Consider the following 17,091-nt stretch of genomic DNA (forward strand, 5'->3'; position numbering starts at 1 on the left):
CACCATTCGCTTTATGCTATACTAATTCTTTCAGTTTTGCCCTGTCTATTTTTCCATTCGCATTATGTGGCATTACTTTCATATATACAACTTTTCCAGGAATCATATAATGAGGAACTCTGGTTGCCAATGTGTCTGTAATTTTTTTTGTTTCCATTTCTATCCCATCATAAAAGAATACTATTTTTTTTCTTTTCGTATTATACATACATGCACAATCACGAATTCCTTCTATTGCATTCCCGGCAGATTCAATCTCACCTAACTCAATGCGGTATCCCATATGTTTAATTTGAAAGTCTTTTCTGGAAATATAAATCAGGTTACCAGTTTCATCATATCGGACTAAATCTCCAGTATGATATATGCGTTCTGGATAACGTTGATGTAACGGATTCTGCACAAATGCCAACTTTGTTCTTTCTGGATTATTATAGTATCCTAATGCCAGACAAGAGCCTCTCATGCATAATTCTCCAACTTCACCATACTCAACTTCTTTACCTTCTTCGCTCAAAAGAAGTGCCTGCGAATTAGCTATTGGAACACCTATTGGTAATGGCTGTCCCTCTGGCTCATTCCCTTTTCTTATATATGCCGTACACACAAACGTTTCTGTTGGTCCATACAGGTTTGCATACACAGCGTCTGGTAAATATTTGACCCAGTAATCTAATTGTTTTCTTTGTAATACCTCTCCTGCAAACATAATTTGTTTTAAATATTGAGGAACTACTACATCAAATGTCTGAAGATTTGCAACAATCGCCATTGCGGATGGAACCCATAAAAATGTAGATATCCTTTTTTCATTCATATATTCAATTAATCGGACGGGAAATCCAAAAAAACTTTGTGGTATAATAACCATTTTAGCGCCAAAATAAATTGCTCCATAAATATCATGTATTGATACATCAAAATAAAATGGTGCTTGATTTCCAAAAACTGATGTACTATCAATTTCAAAGTTCTGCTCTAACCATTGCATATAATTTATTACAACTCTATGATTAAGTAAAACCCCCTTTGGCACACCTGTCGAACCACTTGTAAATAACACATATAACGGATCTAGTTCTGTCATATCCATCCTTATATTTCCAAGCATATCTTTATCGATTTCCTGTTCTGATATATCTTCCCAAAGAACAATCTGACTATTTTTAGCAAAGCTTTCTGCAAGTTCTTTATGTTCTTTATCCGTAACAATAATTTTCGGCAAAAGTACATCCATGATAATTTGTATGCGTTCAATTGGCATTTTCACATCCAACGGACAGTAAAAATTACCACTATATAAAACACCAAAAAAAGACACGATAGCTTTTACTGACTTATCCATAAATACAGCAATAGGCTCTCTATGTCTTCCAAGTTTCATTGCCAGCGACGTACCAATTCTTTGTGCTGTTTCTTCTACCTGCTTAAATGTCATACTGACATTTTTATCTTCATACACTTCCTTATCTGGAAAATATATTGCAGAATTTTCTAAATACTCTAATACGTTACTTGCATTTTTCTTATTTTCAAATCCAACTACTTCCACTGAAGTTTTTCCTCCCTCTTGTAATTTCTTGTATATAAATACAAATATACACATATCATTATACCCCCCCCCGGCATTTTTTTGTCAATCCCTTCTACATTAGAATTTACACCAGAAAATTTTCCTTCTGAAAACAAAATTTAGAATTTTATTGTAAGTTCATTAAAATCTAAGTAGGTTTACTAAATAAATTATTATGTACCTGCTATTTCATGTTATAATAAGATTCACTTATTTAATAAAGAACAGGGGTAAATTATGTTTAAGAAATTTTGGTTGATAAAAGAAGATGACATTGGAAAACAAAGTGTATTTTGGAACATGATGTCCAGCGGTTTGAACTCTATTGTATCAATGCTATTGCTCTGGGTCGTAACTTTGCTGAATGGTGTATCCGATGCCGGGATATTTTCTTTGGGATTTTCTACTTCACAGATGATGTTGACAATTGGTAATTATGGAATGCGAAACTATCAGGCAACTGATGTGACAAATAAATATTCCATAAAAGTTTATGAAGCTTCCCGAATCGTAACAAATATCATTATGATGGTATCTGTATTAGGCTTTGTATGGTTTGAGGGTTATTACTTCGAAAAGGCACTAATTACTATTCTGCTGTGTTTACTCAAAGTTACAGATGCATTTGATGATGTTTATGGTGGATATTATCAGGTGAAAGGCCGACTGGATATTGCCGGAAAAATCATGAGCATTCGCATTGGCGCATATGTTCTTGGTTTTATACTTACACTTATTTTTACACACAACCTGATTCTAAGTTGTTTGATTTCCATTATAATTTCAAGTATCATATTAATTGTACTTATTCATTCAACGAAAATTATTATTCCTTTAGAAAATCCTTCTTTTCAATGGAATAAAATTTGGAATCTGTTAACAGAATGTTTCCCATTGTGTATTAGTGCTTTTTTACTTATCTACATGGGTAATGCACCAAAATATGCAATTGATGCTTACCTTACTGCAAAAGATCAGGCTTACTACACTTATCTATTCATGCCTTGCTTTGTGACCAATTTATTTGTAGGTTTTGCTTTGCAGCCTTTATTAGTTCGTTTATCTAAATCCTGGGTCCATAAAGAATATCGCAAATTCATAAAATTATGCGGTTTAATTTTTGCCGGAGCACTGTTCATCTCTGCATTGATTATCATCGCCGGAGCAATCCTTGGATGTCCAATATTATCCATTGTATTTGGTGTCTCCTTATCATCCTATACGCAAGTATTGGTGGTATTATTGATTGGCGGTGCTTTCTTTGCTTTTGCAGTTATTGAACAAGTTATATTGACTGTAATGCGCAGACAAGTATATTTATTAGTCGGATTCGGAATTGCCAGTGCTATCGCAATGCTTATCTCCGGAATCCTCGTTAAGAAGTTCGCTTTATTAGGTGCTGCTTATGCATATACTATTTCTGCCGGAACATTATTTCTTGTATTAGCATTTATGATTTTTATATTTTTATATCTAAAAAAAAAGAAAAACAAATAAAAAATATAGCATATGTTCGATAAAGGAACATATGCTATATTTTTTTATTTTTTATAAAATGCTTTTCCGATATCTTCTGGCGCTTTTCCACCTTTTTCTACTAATTGAATACGAATTGCCTCTACCTGACGTGCATATCCTTCACTTCCTGCTTTTTCTCCATTCTTTGCCCAACCAAGCCAGCCAAATTCACTGGAATGTACTTGATAATATACATCGTATTTTTCAGCCATTTCACCTGTAAGCTCAATACATATTGCTTCCATTTCTTTGTTTCTGCCTACAGTTCCACTTATAGCACCATTTGACACGTAATTTTGCCAGCCGATATCTTGAATATGACTTTTATACTTAATTTCGCCTGAATATTCTGGATATTGCAAATTTATCCTGATTGCTTCTACCTGCTTATTTTGCCCTGTTGTTCCTGCCAATTCTCCATTTTGTACTGCATCTTGCCATCCAATATCTTGCACATGCGTGCTATATTCTATATTTGTACTTTTCTTTTTAAACGAACTCTGTTCATTTTCTATTGTTGGCGTTCCTTTTGGCACAATTAACATCTGAATTGCTTCCACTTTAAGAGCATAGTTCATTGTTCCGGCTGTCTCTCCATTTTTTGCCCAACCGAGCCACCCCAAATCTTGTACATGCACCCGATAATATATATCATAATTATCTTTCTGATTTCCTGTAAGCTCTATTTCAATTGCTTCCATTCGACGGTTCTGCCCTGTTGTTCCCGCAATTTCACCGTCCTTATGATAATTTTGCCAGCCAGTATCCTGCAAATATGAACGATATTTCACTCCTAACAAATTAGATTTTACATTCAAAATCATTGCTTCTATTTTTTTATTCTGACCAGTTGTTCCTGCTATCTTGCTTCCCAGCACTTCGTTTTGCCATCCAACATCCTGTACATGTGCAGAATATCCAATTTTGACTGTATTAATCTGATATGGTGTCTCTGTTCCACCTGGTGCTGCTGATCCTTTTGGCAATAATGCAATCTGAACCGCCTGTAATGCGTAATTATATCCTTGCGTTCCGGCTAATTCTCCATTTTTTGCCCAATCCATCCAGCCAATATTCGTCACATGCACCCTATAGTAAAGATCATAATTTGATGCAGCATCGCCTGTCAGTTTTAATTTAATTGCCTCTAGATTTTTTGCTTGTCCAACAGTTCCTCCTACCTCTCCATTAGACACGCTATCCATCCAACCAATATCCTGTGCATGCACCTGGTATTCAACCCCTAAATTTGCAACACCCGAAATATTTATTTTCATTGCCTCCATTGGAAGATTTTTCCCTGTGGTTCCCATCATCTGTCCATTTTTAGCGCAATCCATCCAACCAATCTCACGTACATGTGCACTGTATTCTATTGCTCCTGCCAGTTCCGTTGGTACCGCTATTGCTCCACTACCTAATGAATTATCTGGTTTATTTTCATTTCCACCTGATTCTCCTGAGCCACCTGAATTTCCGGAACCTGTTAAGACATTCTTCACGTACCCCGAACTAACATATGCATACATACTAGAAAAATCATAATTTCCTGCATCCGAAACAGTGGTACGATTTGTTGTTAACGCAGCATCACTTTGTACTTTATAAAAATTGCCTTGGCTTGAATCTAAAATAATAAATGCCTGATTTGAATAATTTTTTGTTGTGTGAATTACAGTAGATGAGCCATTCGCCTCTGTCCGAACATTTAAATCTGTATGTTCATTTCCTATCACGTCTTTTATCCCTATGGTATAACGATTACTGTCTTTATTCCCATATATTTTATCAATCATCCAGGCAACATTGGCATTCTTTTCTCCCCAGTATGGATCTGACGCATATCTTACATTCATCCCGCTTCCTTTATTACCGAGATATCCCCCTGAATATACCCAGTTTTTAGGGTTTAGATATCTTTTTGACATATATGTCTCTGTAAATGTTTTAATACATGCATCAATACTTTCATATGCGTTTGCACTCTGTCCCGGAGCTGCATCCACAGCATTTAAGCCAAACAGATTGTTTTTCTCCTGTGCAATGCTACTTTTTCCCCACGCACTTTCATTTGCTGCAATTCCAACTGCAATTAATGCATTTACTCCGTATGTGTTTTGATAATTTTTAAACATATCCCCTGTATTACTCATTTTATATCCAGCTGCTTTACTATTTATAATTTCATTTAATTGAGCTGCTGAATATACTGTTTTGCTTCGTAAAGGAAGATATTGATAATAATTATAATATGGTGAAGAACTGTTAATCGAATTTGTTCTTACTCCTGCCTTATAATCATCCAGCATATTTGAAAATCTGTCTCTTGTATAGAAATAATGTCCGTCATAACTATAATATTGTACACCTTCTGACAAATACGATGGTGCCGGTCCGTTATCCAATGATGTGATATAATTTCCTTGTGTAATATTTGTCGTAATATTATGTATTAACCGACCTGCACTGACAGCATAATAACTGACAGATGATGCACTGTTCACACTTACAACCTGTACATCATTTGCATCAACTAGCCCTGTAACTCCTGATAACAAAAATTTCACTTTTCCATTTTCTGTCCCAAGATATGCTGCATCAGCACCATATGCCCCACAAGTATACCCGGCGTTACCGGTTCCAACTTCGGTGTATGTTGTTACCACTGCTCCTTTTGTATTAAAGTTAACTATCTTTCCATCATTACTCAATAAATCAATCTCAAGCAGTCCCGACTCATCCGGTGCTTCCGAAACATTACCTTCTTCATCCATACTCGTTATCGTTTCGTCTTCTCGTACTTCAAACTCTGCTGTGTTGGGTTCTCCTGAATTTGTAAATTCACCAGTAATATCTTCTGTTTCTTTTGTTGCCTCGTTTTCCGTCTTTTCCAAGCTACTATCCTCAGTTGCTTGGATTGATTCTTGATCAAAGTCAACCGCACCAACATCTATTCCACTGGCCATAACAGTTAGTATCAACATACATATGCTCAACATCCAACTTATTCTTCTTTTGTGTTTCATCAACTTCCTCCTCCCACTTTCCTACAATATTTATTCTAATTCCCATCTTAACATAATTCAACTTTTTCGTCATCTGTAAAGATAGCAAAAAGAACAGTTTCATCATCGAAACTGTTCTTTTAAATGCTAATTAATAGTTTTTGTCTGCCCAGTAACTATGGTTGGGGTTCCCAACTCATCTATTACATATATATGAACATTATAATCTCCTGGATTTTCTCCATAATCTGCCACATACAAATCCGTATAATAACTTCCATCATCTAGTTGATATAATTCTACCCACTGTAAGTCACTCTGATCTGCTTCTTTCCATACTGCTGCCATAACAGACTGAATATTCCCTGGTACATTACTTATATTTGTTACTGATATCGGTAAACTACTATAATTGTAATCATAATCCCCTATCGACAACTCTGCTGACGGAATATTTTCTTCCTGTACTGTCTGCGTTCCTATATCAGTCTCTACTTCTCGTATATCCCCCAGCTTCTCCATCATTTTTGATTTTTTCTTTAACTCTGACTCCATCTTATCGATTCCAAAACGTTCTGTTAATGTCTGAGTTGATGAAAATAAATTTGTACCCAGGCCGAGACGATTTCCATCAATTTTAACTCCCAATGCAGCCAACGTTGTCGGGAAATTATCAAATGTTGTATAACTTCTCTTCTCTGTTGTTTCAAGTTCCGCTGCCGGATTAATATATGTAGTATAAACTTTTCTTGTATAATCGTCATCTACATCTTCACAAAAATCCTTATCCATTGTTGGATGATCTCCAGCAATAACAATCGTTGTGTTTTCATAAAAATCTTGTTGTTGAATCCAGTCAACCAATTCTTTCACCTGTCTGCTCGAACATGCCATAACATTTGCATACTGATTGTCTCCAAATTCATCTGTACACAATTCACATGGGTATCCATCTTCAAAATGTGTATCTACCGTCAACATTGTAAAATTAAATGGGGTGCTTTGCTGTGATAGTTCTGTTAATTTATCTTTTGCGAAGCTAAATAACTTCTCATCTTCATATCCCCACCATACACGATAATCCGGTGGAATCAGACCATTTTCACTTGCATAGTTATAATCATAAATATTATAATTTCCATGCTCTGTAAAATATAATCTTCTTCCTCCAAAGGTTGCATCTGAACCAATCATAAGATTCTGGCAATACCCTGCGCTCTCCAGAATATCACCTAAAGTAACTGCTCCTGCAAAAAAATGTTCCTGTGTATTCATATCATTTCCATCAATGGAAATACTCAATGGTATACCTGACGTATGTGCAAACATAGCACCCATTGTCCAGGTTGCGCCTGTCATTGCATAACCACCATTCAGTTCTTTATCTTCCCCGGAAAAATCTTCGTTTTCCTGTGCTAACTCTGTAAGTTCCGGAATTACGTTCTTATCAAATGCACCACCATTTTCTTTGTCTGCATATGTCATTTCCATTGATTCTAAGAAGATATAAATTAAATTTCTCTTTTGCTCTGGAAATGTCAATGCTACATCGGCCGGGTCAACATAATTATCATCAATAAACGATGAATATGTGCTTTGTCCATCCACAAAACTTCCAACATCTAATTCATTCCATGCTCCATGCACTGAAACTCCACTTACAATTATCGGAACAATGATAGATGCCCCCATAACAACATACCAACGTTTTTTTGTTCTCCATGCAATAAATAAAATTACGACTAATAACAACATCAAAATAGCCGGTACTGCACATACATCCAGATATTCCTGAATCATTCCATCATTTGTTCCCTCTAATGGGGCTGTCATATGGTATACTAATTCATCCATTGTTAGATTTGTCCATGTTTTAAACATCCATTTAATACTAAAATATAACAATGTTCCTATAGTCGATAGTAATGCCCCTAAAACAGCTCCGATTATTAATAATATTTTCTTTACCTTTTCTCGAATCTCCACTTTCATCTTCTGAATTCTTCCCTATCTTTTCCTTTCTCACCCAATCTTTATACTAGGGATATTATCCCCCTCCGGAAACATAGACAACTGCGGACTCACCTTCGCAAATGTAGTCTCTCTGCTTTCCAATGCAGCCTCCTCTGTTCCGAACAGCTCATGATCTTTAAATCTTAACGCCCCACAGGCACCTATCCGCTGAACAATACATTCATCCCCATGACGGCCCATCACTTTGACTTTTGTTGCATATTTATTATCTTCTAATATGTAGCAAATATCTCCTGATACGTACTTCATTATTTCATCCTCTTTCTTGTACTCACATCAAAATTCAGTTGTATGATACAAATTTACCTATTGTAAATTTATTCTTCAACCAAATAACTTTACACATTCTTAAATACAATATCACATTTTCTTTAAAAAAGCAAAAACAGATGTGCTTTTTCACACATCTGTTTTTGCTTTTTAATTAGCAGTAACTAAAAAACCTTTTTCCTGTAATGCTTCTTCAATCATATCTAATGTTTCTTCACTGTCTGCCACAACTTTATGATAATGATAATTCGAGGTAATATTTTTCAATGGACTTGACTTACCGCTTTTTATATCATCAATAAAGTCTTTTGCCTTTTTTCTGGAATTAATATTCAGTTCAGCTTCCATTTGTCCATATATTTTATGATTCACCATCACATTTGCCACAGTCCCACCAAGATCTACAATGGAATACAATTCTTCTTCTGTCTGTTCATCTGTATGCTGCACCTTAAATACTCTGTTTACACTGATCGGCTCATTTAAAAGATATCCTCTATGGGTTGATATAATATCGTATCCCGCTGCCCGAATAAGTGCGATATCCTGTACAATGACCTGTCTGCTTACTTCAAATTCTTTTGCAAGCATAGTTCCCGATACCGGTACAGCATTCTTCCTGATCCGTTCAACAATTTGATTTCTACGCTCTGTTCCGGTCATAACACCCTCCAAGACACTTTCTACTTATTTACAGCATGGAGGTTCTTCAGCGAAATATCCATAATTGGTGCTGAGTGTGTCAGTGCACCGCTGGAAATATAATCTACTCCAAGTGCTGTCAAACGACCAATGTTTTCTTTTGTCACGTTTCCAGAACACTCTGTCTCCGCTCTTCCGTCAATGATCTTGATTGCTTCCTGCATTTCTTCTGTTGACATGTTGTCTAACATAATGATATCTGCACCGGCTTCGACAGCCTCTTTTACCATATCAAGATTCTCTACTTCTATTTCAATCTTACGTACAAATGGTGCGTATTCTTTAGCCATCTCTACTGCTTTTGTAACACTTCCGGCCGCCCCGATATGATTATCTTTTAAAAGTACGCCGTCAGACAAATTGTAACGGTGATTGTATCCGCCACCTACACGAACTGCATATTTTTCAAAAATACGCATATTCGGTGTTGTTTTTCTTGTATCCAGCAATTTTGTTTTGCTTCCTTTGAGCAAGTCTGCTACAGAATGGGTATACGTTGCAATTCCGCTCATTCTCTGCAGATAATTCAATGCAACACGTTCACCTGACAGAAGCACACGAATATCTCCATATACTTTTCCCATCAGCTGTTTGTTTTTCACTTCGTCTCCATCTTTGCAATAGAATTCAACTCTCACTTTATCATCGAGAAGCTCAAATACTCGTTTAAAAACATCTAATCCTGCAATCACGCCGTCCTGCTTGCAGATTAAATCCACTTCTCCGTCTACAGCCTCTCTCATAACAGCATTTGTTGTCACATCCTCGCTTGATATATCCTCACGTAATGCCTCCAGAATTAACTGATCTACCTGTAATGTTGTTGTAATCTTATTCATGTCGTTTCTCCATTCTATACATAATTTTTCTTTGATTTTACAATCTAAAACTTCATCAACTTTTATGCTCTGATTTTTTCGTCCTCGGATTCTTCTGCTTCCACGTATGGTGTAAATGGATTTTCTCCACCGCAAATCTTCGTTGCTGCTCTCTGCGCAAATACAAGGCTTTCTAACAAAGAATTGCTTGCGAGACGATTCGCCCCATGAACTCCATTACAGCTTGTCTCTCCAACTGCATACAAATGCGGCATGGATGTTCTGCTGTCTGAATCAACCCATACACCGCCCATAAAGTAATGCTGTGCCGGAACAACAGGGATACATTCTTTTGTAACATCGTATCCTTCTTCCAGACAATGCTGATAAATATTTGGAAAATGATTCAGAATTGTCTCTTTATCGATGTGCTCCATTGATAACCAGACATAATCTGTTCCATCTTTCTGCATTTGTTCATGAATTGCCTTTGTCACTACATCTCGAGGAAGCAATTCATTTACAAACCGCTCCATATTCTTATTATATAATACAGCACCTTCACCTCGTACAGATTCGGAAATCAAAAATCTTCTTCCTGGCTTTTTGGAATATAATGTAGTCGGATGAATCTGTACATAATCCAAATGATCCAGACGGATTCCATGCTTTTTGGATATTTCCAGTGCATCTCCTGTAAGATGTGGGAAATTTGTAGAATGTTTATATAATCCGCCAATTCCGCCACTGGCCCAGATTGTATCCGGTGCATAGATTTCAATTAAATCTCCGGCTTTTTCTGCTATGATTCCTTTGCACTCACCATCTTCTACCAATATGTCTGTCATCGTCGTATATTCATATATTGTTACATTATCCAGCTTTTTCACCTGTGCAAGTAATTTACTCGTAATCTCTTTTCCTGTCACATCCTCATGAAACAGAATACGCGGCTTGGAATGTGCTCCTTCTCTTGTGTATGCAAACTCTCCACCTTCCAGACGTTCAAAGTCTACACCATATTGTACCAGTTCTTCAATGATTTGGCGAGAGCTTCGAATCATAATATCAACAGACTCTTTACGATTCTCATAATGTCCTGCCTTCATTGTATCTTCAAAGTAACTGTCATAGTCATCCTTATCATGAAGTACACAAATTCCTCCCTGTGCTAAAAAAGAATCACTACTCTCCAGATCTGCCTTTGTGATCATAACTATTTTTTTATCTCTTGGCAGATTCAACGCACTGAACAATCCTGCAACTCCTGTTCCTACGATTACAACATCTGCATCTATTCTCATTACGAAACCTCTTTCTAATATGCTGAATTTATTGTACAAATTTCCATCTTGGTTTGATTCATTTCTCTGCACATTTATTGCTGCTTACCTTATCTCTGCTAAGCAGTCACGCATATTGTTGTCATTATAGCATCCACCTTTACATCTGACAAGACAGATGTTGTACAAATCTTTACAGGTATTTTACACATTCATATTTCATTTTATACAAAATAATCTTTCTATTTTTTAAACTGCGAAACATATACCAAACTCTTATAAATTGAAAAATGAGAATACAGTTTCCTGCATTCTCATTTTATATCTTATTTTTTTATTCTACTTTATTTCTCTTGCCGTCGTATTTATTGTCTTTCGATAGTTTTCAGCTATTTGCAATCCTTCTACAAATCTGCATGCCTGTTCATAATAGTAATTAATTGCCGTACGAAATACATTTTGTCGCTTACCCTCCAGAAGATCTTTCCCAAATACAATCTCCCGCTGATATGGAACTTTTCTGGAATCATACTTCACATAATTTTGCTGATTATCCAAATTCACAATTAACTGTATATCTTTTCCTATTGTAAGGATATTTCCATCTCTTGTAACCTGTGCCTCCTGCATATAATCACCCTACCAGTATTTTTCCTTTTTCCAGATTTTCTTTCCCTGCTGAAACAATTTCAGATATTCTATTTTCTGCACAACTGTTTGTTTGATCTCTGCTGCTCTTTTTTCCGGCATATCCGTATATGTCAGTAACAAACTCTGTACTTTATCTGGAAAACCATCTAATTTATCTAAATTCAGGCATTTATTATTTTTCACATATCGAAGCATATCTGCTTCCCTCTTGCAAAACGAATTCACACGAATATCTAACAAATTTTCTTTTTGAGGAATGATATCTGTAGCATAAAATAATGAATTTCCTGTATCAAAAATCGGAGCCATTGCAACCAGCTTACCAACTTCTGAATCATATAAAAATCCAAAATTATTAAAATGTCGGTCTACATTTGTCAAAATGAAGTCTGTCATAATTGTATATTCCAATTGATTCCGCACTTCATTTTCGTTCATTCCTAATTTTACTGCCTGTTCAATAATCGCCTCATACGAAGACAGTTCATTCGGTATTTTATAGTTTTTTATCAATTGATATGCTGATACAAACTCATATCTGGTTGAAGTAAACAACGGATTTAACGAACAAGGGATTTCTTTACCTTCTATTTTTGTTGTCTCAACTTCATACGTAACATAATTCTTCCACCCTGACTGTTTATGTAGAGTAGTCGCAATTACTTCGTTTACCGCCTGTTGTGCATAATCATTTGCACTTAATTTCATCAGGTATCGGATATCATTTTTTATAATCCACTTTTTTTTCATTTCTCCCGTAACCGAAGAGGATGGGGAGAATTTTGAAATGTTGGCATTTATATCTATTTTCTCCGAATCAGTCAAAAGCAATCCCAATTCGTCTGAGAATGTATTTTCATAAAAATTCAAATTTTTCCAATATAGTTCTTTCCCTAATGGCTGCATCCAATAATGGTCTGTAAGGCTTAATCCATACCCCGATAACATCAAGGACAGATTGGACTCCTCATGCAGAAAATTTAACGCCTGCTGTATTCCTCTTCTCGAATCCGGGATTGCTCTTGATTCCCACCAGGATAATATGCTATTTGGACTATCTTCACTACAGCCAACTGGTAATTCTTTTGGCAAATACGTAGCCAACACGTGTTCTATCTTTCCGGAGGTCAAATCAATTGCAACCATAGCCACATCCAGGTCTTTATGTTTTAACACAAAGAGATTATTCGGAACATTGGATTCTATTGTACTCATGATTTCCACCTCCGTCATTTTTAACTACCTAGCAGATTTCTGCTCCTGCCGGCATCTCTTTCTCCGGTACCATAAGTGCCAGATTGCCTTCTGCGTCTTCTGCACACAGAAGCATTCCTTCTGACAGTACTCCTGCCAGTTTTGCAGGTTTCAGATTTACAAGAACCATAACTTTCTTGCCAACCATTTCTTCTGCTGAATAATGTCCTTTAATTCCTGAAACGATCTGTTTTACTTCGCTTCCGATCTTAACTTGTGAACAAAGCAGTTTTCTTGATTTTTTCACCTCTTCACACGCGATGATCTCGCCAACCTGAAACTGCATTGCTCCGAAATCATCAAATGTAATCTCTGGTTTTGCTTCGATATCAATAACTGCCTCTTCTTCTTTTTCTTCTTCAACCGGTGGGTGAAGTTCTGCAACTTTCTTCATAACCTCTTCTAAATCCAGTCTCTGGAATAAAATCTCCGGCTTGTCTGTTACATTACCATTTCCAAGCTGCTCTAAAATCTTCTTGCTTGTAGAAGGCATGAAAGACTCCAGAAGTTCTGCTCCTGCTGAAATTCCCTGAATCAGATTCCACAGAACTGTTTCAAGACGATCTTTCTGTGCTTCATCTTTTGCAAGTACCCAAGGCATTGTTTCATCAATATATTTATTACAACGTTTAAACAGATTGAAGATTTCTGTAATTGCATCTGCTACGCGAAGCTCATTCATTTTTGCTTCTACGGCTTTAGGTGTTGCTTCCATAACTGCTTTCAGATCTGCATCTACATCGCCAGATACTCCCTTATCTGTTACAGAACCTCCGAAGTATTTGTTTGTCATAGATACTGTACGGTTTACCAGATTTCCAAGTGTATTTGCCAAATCTGAATTCATACGCTCTACCATCAGCTCCCATGAAATAACTCCGTCATTCTCAAATGGCATCTCATGAAGTACAAAGTAACGAACTGCATCTACGCCAAAGAAATCTACCAGTTCATCAGCGTAAAGTACATTTCCTTTCGATTTACTCATCTTGCCATCTCCCTGAAGCAGCCATGGGTGACCAAATACCTGTTTTGGAAGTGGAAGATCAAGTGCCATCAAGAAGATTGGCCAGTAAATTGTATGGAAACGGATAATATCTTTACCGATCAAATGCAAGTCTGCCGGCCAGTCTTTTTTAAACTGTTCTGTGTTTTCTCCATCACAGTCATATCCGATTCCTGTGATATAGTTTGTCAAAGCATCCAGCCATACATATACAACATGTTTTGGATCAAAATCAACCGGGATTCCCCATTTAAAGGAAGTTCTTGACACACACAAATCTTGAAGTCCCGGAAGAAGGAAGTTATTCATCATCTCATTTTTACGAGATACCGGCTGAATAAATTCTGGGTGTGTATTAATGTGCTCGATCAGTCTGTCTGCATATTTGCTCATTTTAAAGAAATATGCTTCTTCTTTTGCAGGCTGAACCGGACGTCCGCAATCTGGACATTTTCCATCTACAAGCTGTGACTCTGTAAAGAATGACTCACATGGTGTACAGTACATACCTTCATAATGTCCTTTGTAGATATCTCCCTGATCATACAGTTTTTTGAAGATTTTCTGTACCTGCTTCTCATGGTCTTCATCTGTTGTACGGATAAATTTATCATAAGATGTATCCATCAGATCCCAGATTCTCTTAATCTCACCGGATACGTTATCTACAAATTCCTTTGGTGAAATTCCGGCCTCTTCTGCCTTCAGTTCAATCTTCTGTCCATGTTCATCAGTTCCTGTCTGGAAAAACACATCGTATCCCTGACTTCTTTTATATCTTGCAATTGCATCTGCAAGTACGATCTCATATGTGTTTCCAATATGCGGTTTGCCAGATGTATAGGCAATCGCTGTTGTGATATAATATTTCTGTTTATCTGCCATCGTGCTCTCTCCTTTATTCTTTCAATGTTTTTAAAATCAGTACGGAATGTCGTCCCATGTTTACAACAACTTCTCCGTCCTGCACAATATATTCATCATACTCTGTTGTAAATCCTTCTTCATATGTATACATCAAACGATACATACGGGTATTTTGTGGTACTTCTGCAAGCCACACCGGGACTGTTATTTCTTTTAGTTCTTTGCTGTTGTTCAAGATTACAACAATCTGTTCATCATCCTGAAAACGTCCATATGCCAACACGTTATTTGCCCAGGTAAGCATCTTGATCGAACCTGTTCTAAGGATTTCCTGTTCTTTGTGAATGCGGATCATCTCTTTATGAAAATTCAATAATCGTTGATTTTCATTTCCCCATGGGAATGTACGGCGATTATCCGGATCTGTAAATCCGACAACTCCAACCTCATCTCCATAATATACAGTCGGTGCTCCAACCCAGGTCATCTGTACTGCGACTGCCTCACAGAATACAGCCTCGTTAATTCCTTCTTCTGCTGCCTTATATCCAAGCTGTTCTACTCGACCGGCAATATGATTTGTTCTTGTGAGGAATCTGGAATGGTCATGGTTGGATAATTCGTTCATTGCAACCTGCAAAGATGGTGTCAGCATGCATGCCATAAAATGCTTCATTGAATTCACAAATATCTCTGCATTACCCCACAGATCAATACGGCGCTCATTACTGTGCTTCTCCATACCTGTCAAAAACCAGGTCAGTGGCTCCATAAATGCATCGTAGTTCATGACACTGTCCCACTGATCCCCCTGAAGCCATTCTCCCGGATCTCCATAATGCTCTGCAAGAATCAATACATCCGGATTCACACTCTTCACCTGTTTACGGAATTCTTTCCAGAACATATGATTATATTCATTGGAATATCCAAGGTCTGCCGCAACATCCAGACGCCATCCGTCAATATTATACGGCGGAGATACCCATTTTTTACCGATATCCATAATATATTGCACCAGTTTTGGTGAATCTTCGTAATTTAATTTTGGAAGTGTGTCATGCCCCCACCAGCCATCATAATTATAATTATACGGCCATGCGCTTTCCTCTTCCTTGAAGAAATGGAAGAAGCTGCGGTACGGACTCTGTGAACTTACAAAAGCCCCCTGTTTATCCTGATAAGCCGGTTGCTGCTCATAAATTCTCTCTCGGTCCATCCATTTATTGAAAGAACCACAATGATTGAACACACCGTCCAGTATCACTCGCATGCCTCGCTTATGCATCTCATCTACCAATTTTGCAAACAGTGCATTGCTGGCTTCCAGATTTTCTTTATCGCCTGTGCGGATCTGATATTTCGTAGCATGGGTATTGTCCATATCCCCTTCTGCCAGAACCTCTCCGCCATCTTTAACAATCTTTCCGTAATGTGGATCAATGTAATCATAATCTTGAATATCATATTTATGGTTTGATGGGGATACAAACAATGGATTGAAATAGATTACTTCGATTCCCAAATCCTGAAGATAATCTAATTTATCCATAACTCCCTGCAGGTCTCCGCCGTAGAACCGGCGGATATCCGGTGTTGCCGGCACAGAGCCCCAATCCTTGACCTGCTCACATGGTGCTCCGATATAAATATATTCCCTGTCTTCCACATCATTTTGTGGATCACCATTATAAAAACGATCCACAAAAATCTGGTACATTACTGCACCTTTTGCCCAATCTGGTGTGGAAAATCCAGGTACGATCTTAAAATCATAGTAATCGACAATACGATCTGATACCCCGCAGCGATTATAATAACAGATTTCTCCGCCACGCTGGATTTCAAAACAGTAAACCAATGGATCCTCATCCAGTGTCCACTGTATTTCCCAAAAATCAAAATTTTCTATACTATCTGCCTTCTGCATCGTATATCTGGCTTTTTCTTCACCAACGAGCAGAATCACATCTGCGACATCATTTTCTGCTGTTCGAAACCGTAGTGTAACAGTTTCTCCTGCCTTTGGTTCGGCAGGCATCACATAAGACGAAGTCCCATCACAGAACAAAGCGTCTCTTTTCATAACTCTAACTCCTCTCAACTACCG

Annotated in this window: 12 protein-coding genes; 1 reads left to right on the plus strand and 11 read right to left on the minus strand. The window is 37.2% G+C overall.

Features of this window, described 5'->3' with window-relative positions:
- Positions 1-16: 16 nt before the first annotated feature.
- A complete protein-coding gene (locus H8S40_RS14330; RefSeq protein WP_186865474.1) occupies positions 17-1,606 on the minus strand; it encodes an amino acid adenylation domain-containing protein in 1,590 nt (529 codons plus the stop codon).
- A gap of 204 nt (positions 1,607-1,810) precedes the next feature.
- Here H8S40_RS14330 and H8S40_RS14335 point away from each other — a divergent pair, with 204 nt between their 5' ends.
- A complete protein-coding gene (locus H8S40_RS14335) occupies positions 1,811-3,070 on the plus strand; it encodes a lipopolysaccharide biosynthesis protein (RefSeq protein WP_186865475.1) in 1,260 nt (419 codons plus the stop codon).
- 44 nt (positions 3,071-3,114) lie between these two features.
- Here the strand turns inward: H8S40_RS14335 and H8S40_RS14340 are convergent, their stop codons facing one another.
- The 10 genes from H8S40_RS14340 to H8S40_RS14385 all read right to left on the minus strand — a co-directional run bounded on the left by H8S40_RS14340 (position 3,115) and on the right by H8S40_RS14385 (position 17,067).
- A complete protein-coding gene (locus H8S40_RS14340) occupies positions 3,115-6,117 on the minus strand; it encodes a glucosaminidase domain-containing protein (protein ID WP_186865476.1) in 3,003 nt (1,000 codons plus the stop codon).
- A 126-nt stretch (positions 6,118-6,243) separates the two neighbouring features.
- Positions 6,244-8,088, minus strand: coding sequence for a GBS Bsp-like repeat-containing protein (locus H8S40_RS14345; RefSeq protein ID WP_186865477.1), 1,845 nt, complete (start codon positions 8,086-8,088; stop codon positions 6,244-6,246).
- A 30-nt stretch (positions 8,089-8,118) separates the two neighbouring features.
- A complete protein-coding gene (locus H8S40_RS14350; RefSeq protein ID WP_117989965.1) occupies positions 8,119-8,379 on the minus strand; it encodes a hypothetical protein in 261 nt (86 codons plus the stop codon).
- A 171-nt stretch (positions 8,380-8,550) separates the two neighbouring features.
- Positions 8,551-9,063: a transcription repressor NadR gene (locus tag H8S40_RS14355; protein WP_186865478.1), complete on the minus strand. Its 513-nt coding sequence runs from the start codon at positions 9,061-9,063 to the stop codon at positions 8,551-8,553.
- 20 nt (positions 9,064-9,083) lie between these two features.
- The gene (gene nadC, locus H8S40_RS14360) at positions 9,084-9,941 is read right to left on the minus strand and encodes a carboxylating nicotinate-nucleotide diphosphorylase (protein WP_022075451.1); all 858 of its coding nucleotides are present in this window, start codon (positions 9,939-9,941) and stop codon (positions 9,084-9,086) included.
- A 62-nt stretch (positions 9,942-10,003) separates the two neighbouring features.
- Positions 10,004-11,224 (minus strand): L-aspartate oxidase, encoded by a 1,221-nt coding sequence (locus H8S40_RS14365; RefSeq protein ID WP_118724049.1) that lies wholly within the window; start codon positions 11,222-11,224, stop codon positions 10,004-10,006.
- Positions 11,225-11,542: 318 nt separating this feature from the next.
- A complete protein-coding gene (locus H8S40_RS14370; RefSeq protein WP_118737669.1) occupies positions 11,543-11,833 on the minus strand; it encodes a hypothetical protein in 291 nt (96 codons plus the stop codon).
- A gap of 9 nt (positions 11,834-11,842) precedes the next feature.
- Positions 11,843-13,069: a HipA domain-containing protein gene (locus H8S40_RS14375; protein ID WP_186865479.1), complete on the minus strand. Its 1,227-nt coding sequence runs from the start codon at positions 13,067-13,069 to the stop codon at positions 11,843-11,845.
- A gap of 28 nt (positions 13,070-13,097) precedes the next feature.
- Positions 13,098-14,999, minus strand: a complete 1,902-nt coding sequence (gene metG, locus H8S40_RS14380) for a methionine--tRNA ligase (protein WP_186865480.1) — start codon at positions 14,997-14,999, stop codon at positions 13,098-13,100.
- A 13-nt stretch (positions 15,000-15,012) separates the two neighbouring features.
- Positions 15,013-17,067, minus strand: a complete 2,055-nt coding sequence (locus tag H8S40_RS14385) for a glycoside hydrolase family 13 protein (protein WP_186865481.1) — start codon at positions 17,065-17,067, stop codon at positions 15,013-15,015.
- Positions 17,068-17,091 lie beyond the last annotated feature (24 nt).

The sequence above is a fragment of the Ruminococcus hominis genome (assembly GCF_014287355.1).
In the GTDB taxonomy this organism is placed as follows: domain Bacteria; phylum Bacillota; class Clostridia; order Lachnospirales; family Lachnospiraceae; genus Schaedlerella; species Schaedlerella hominis.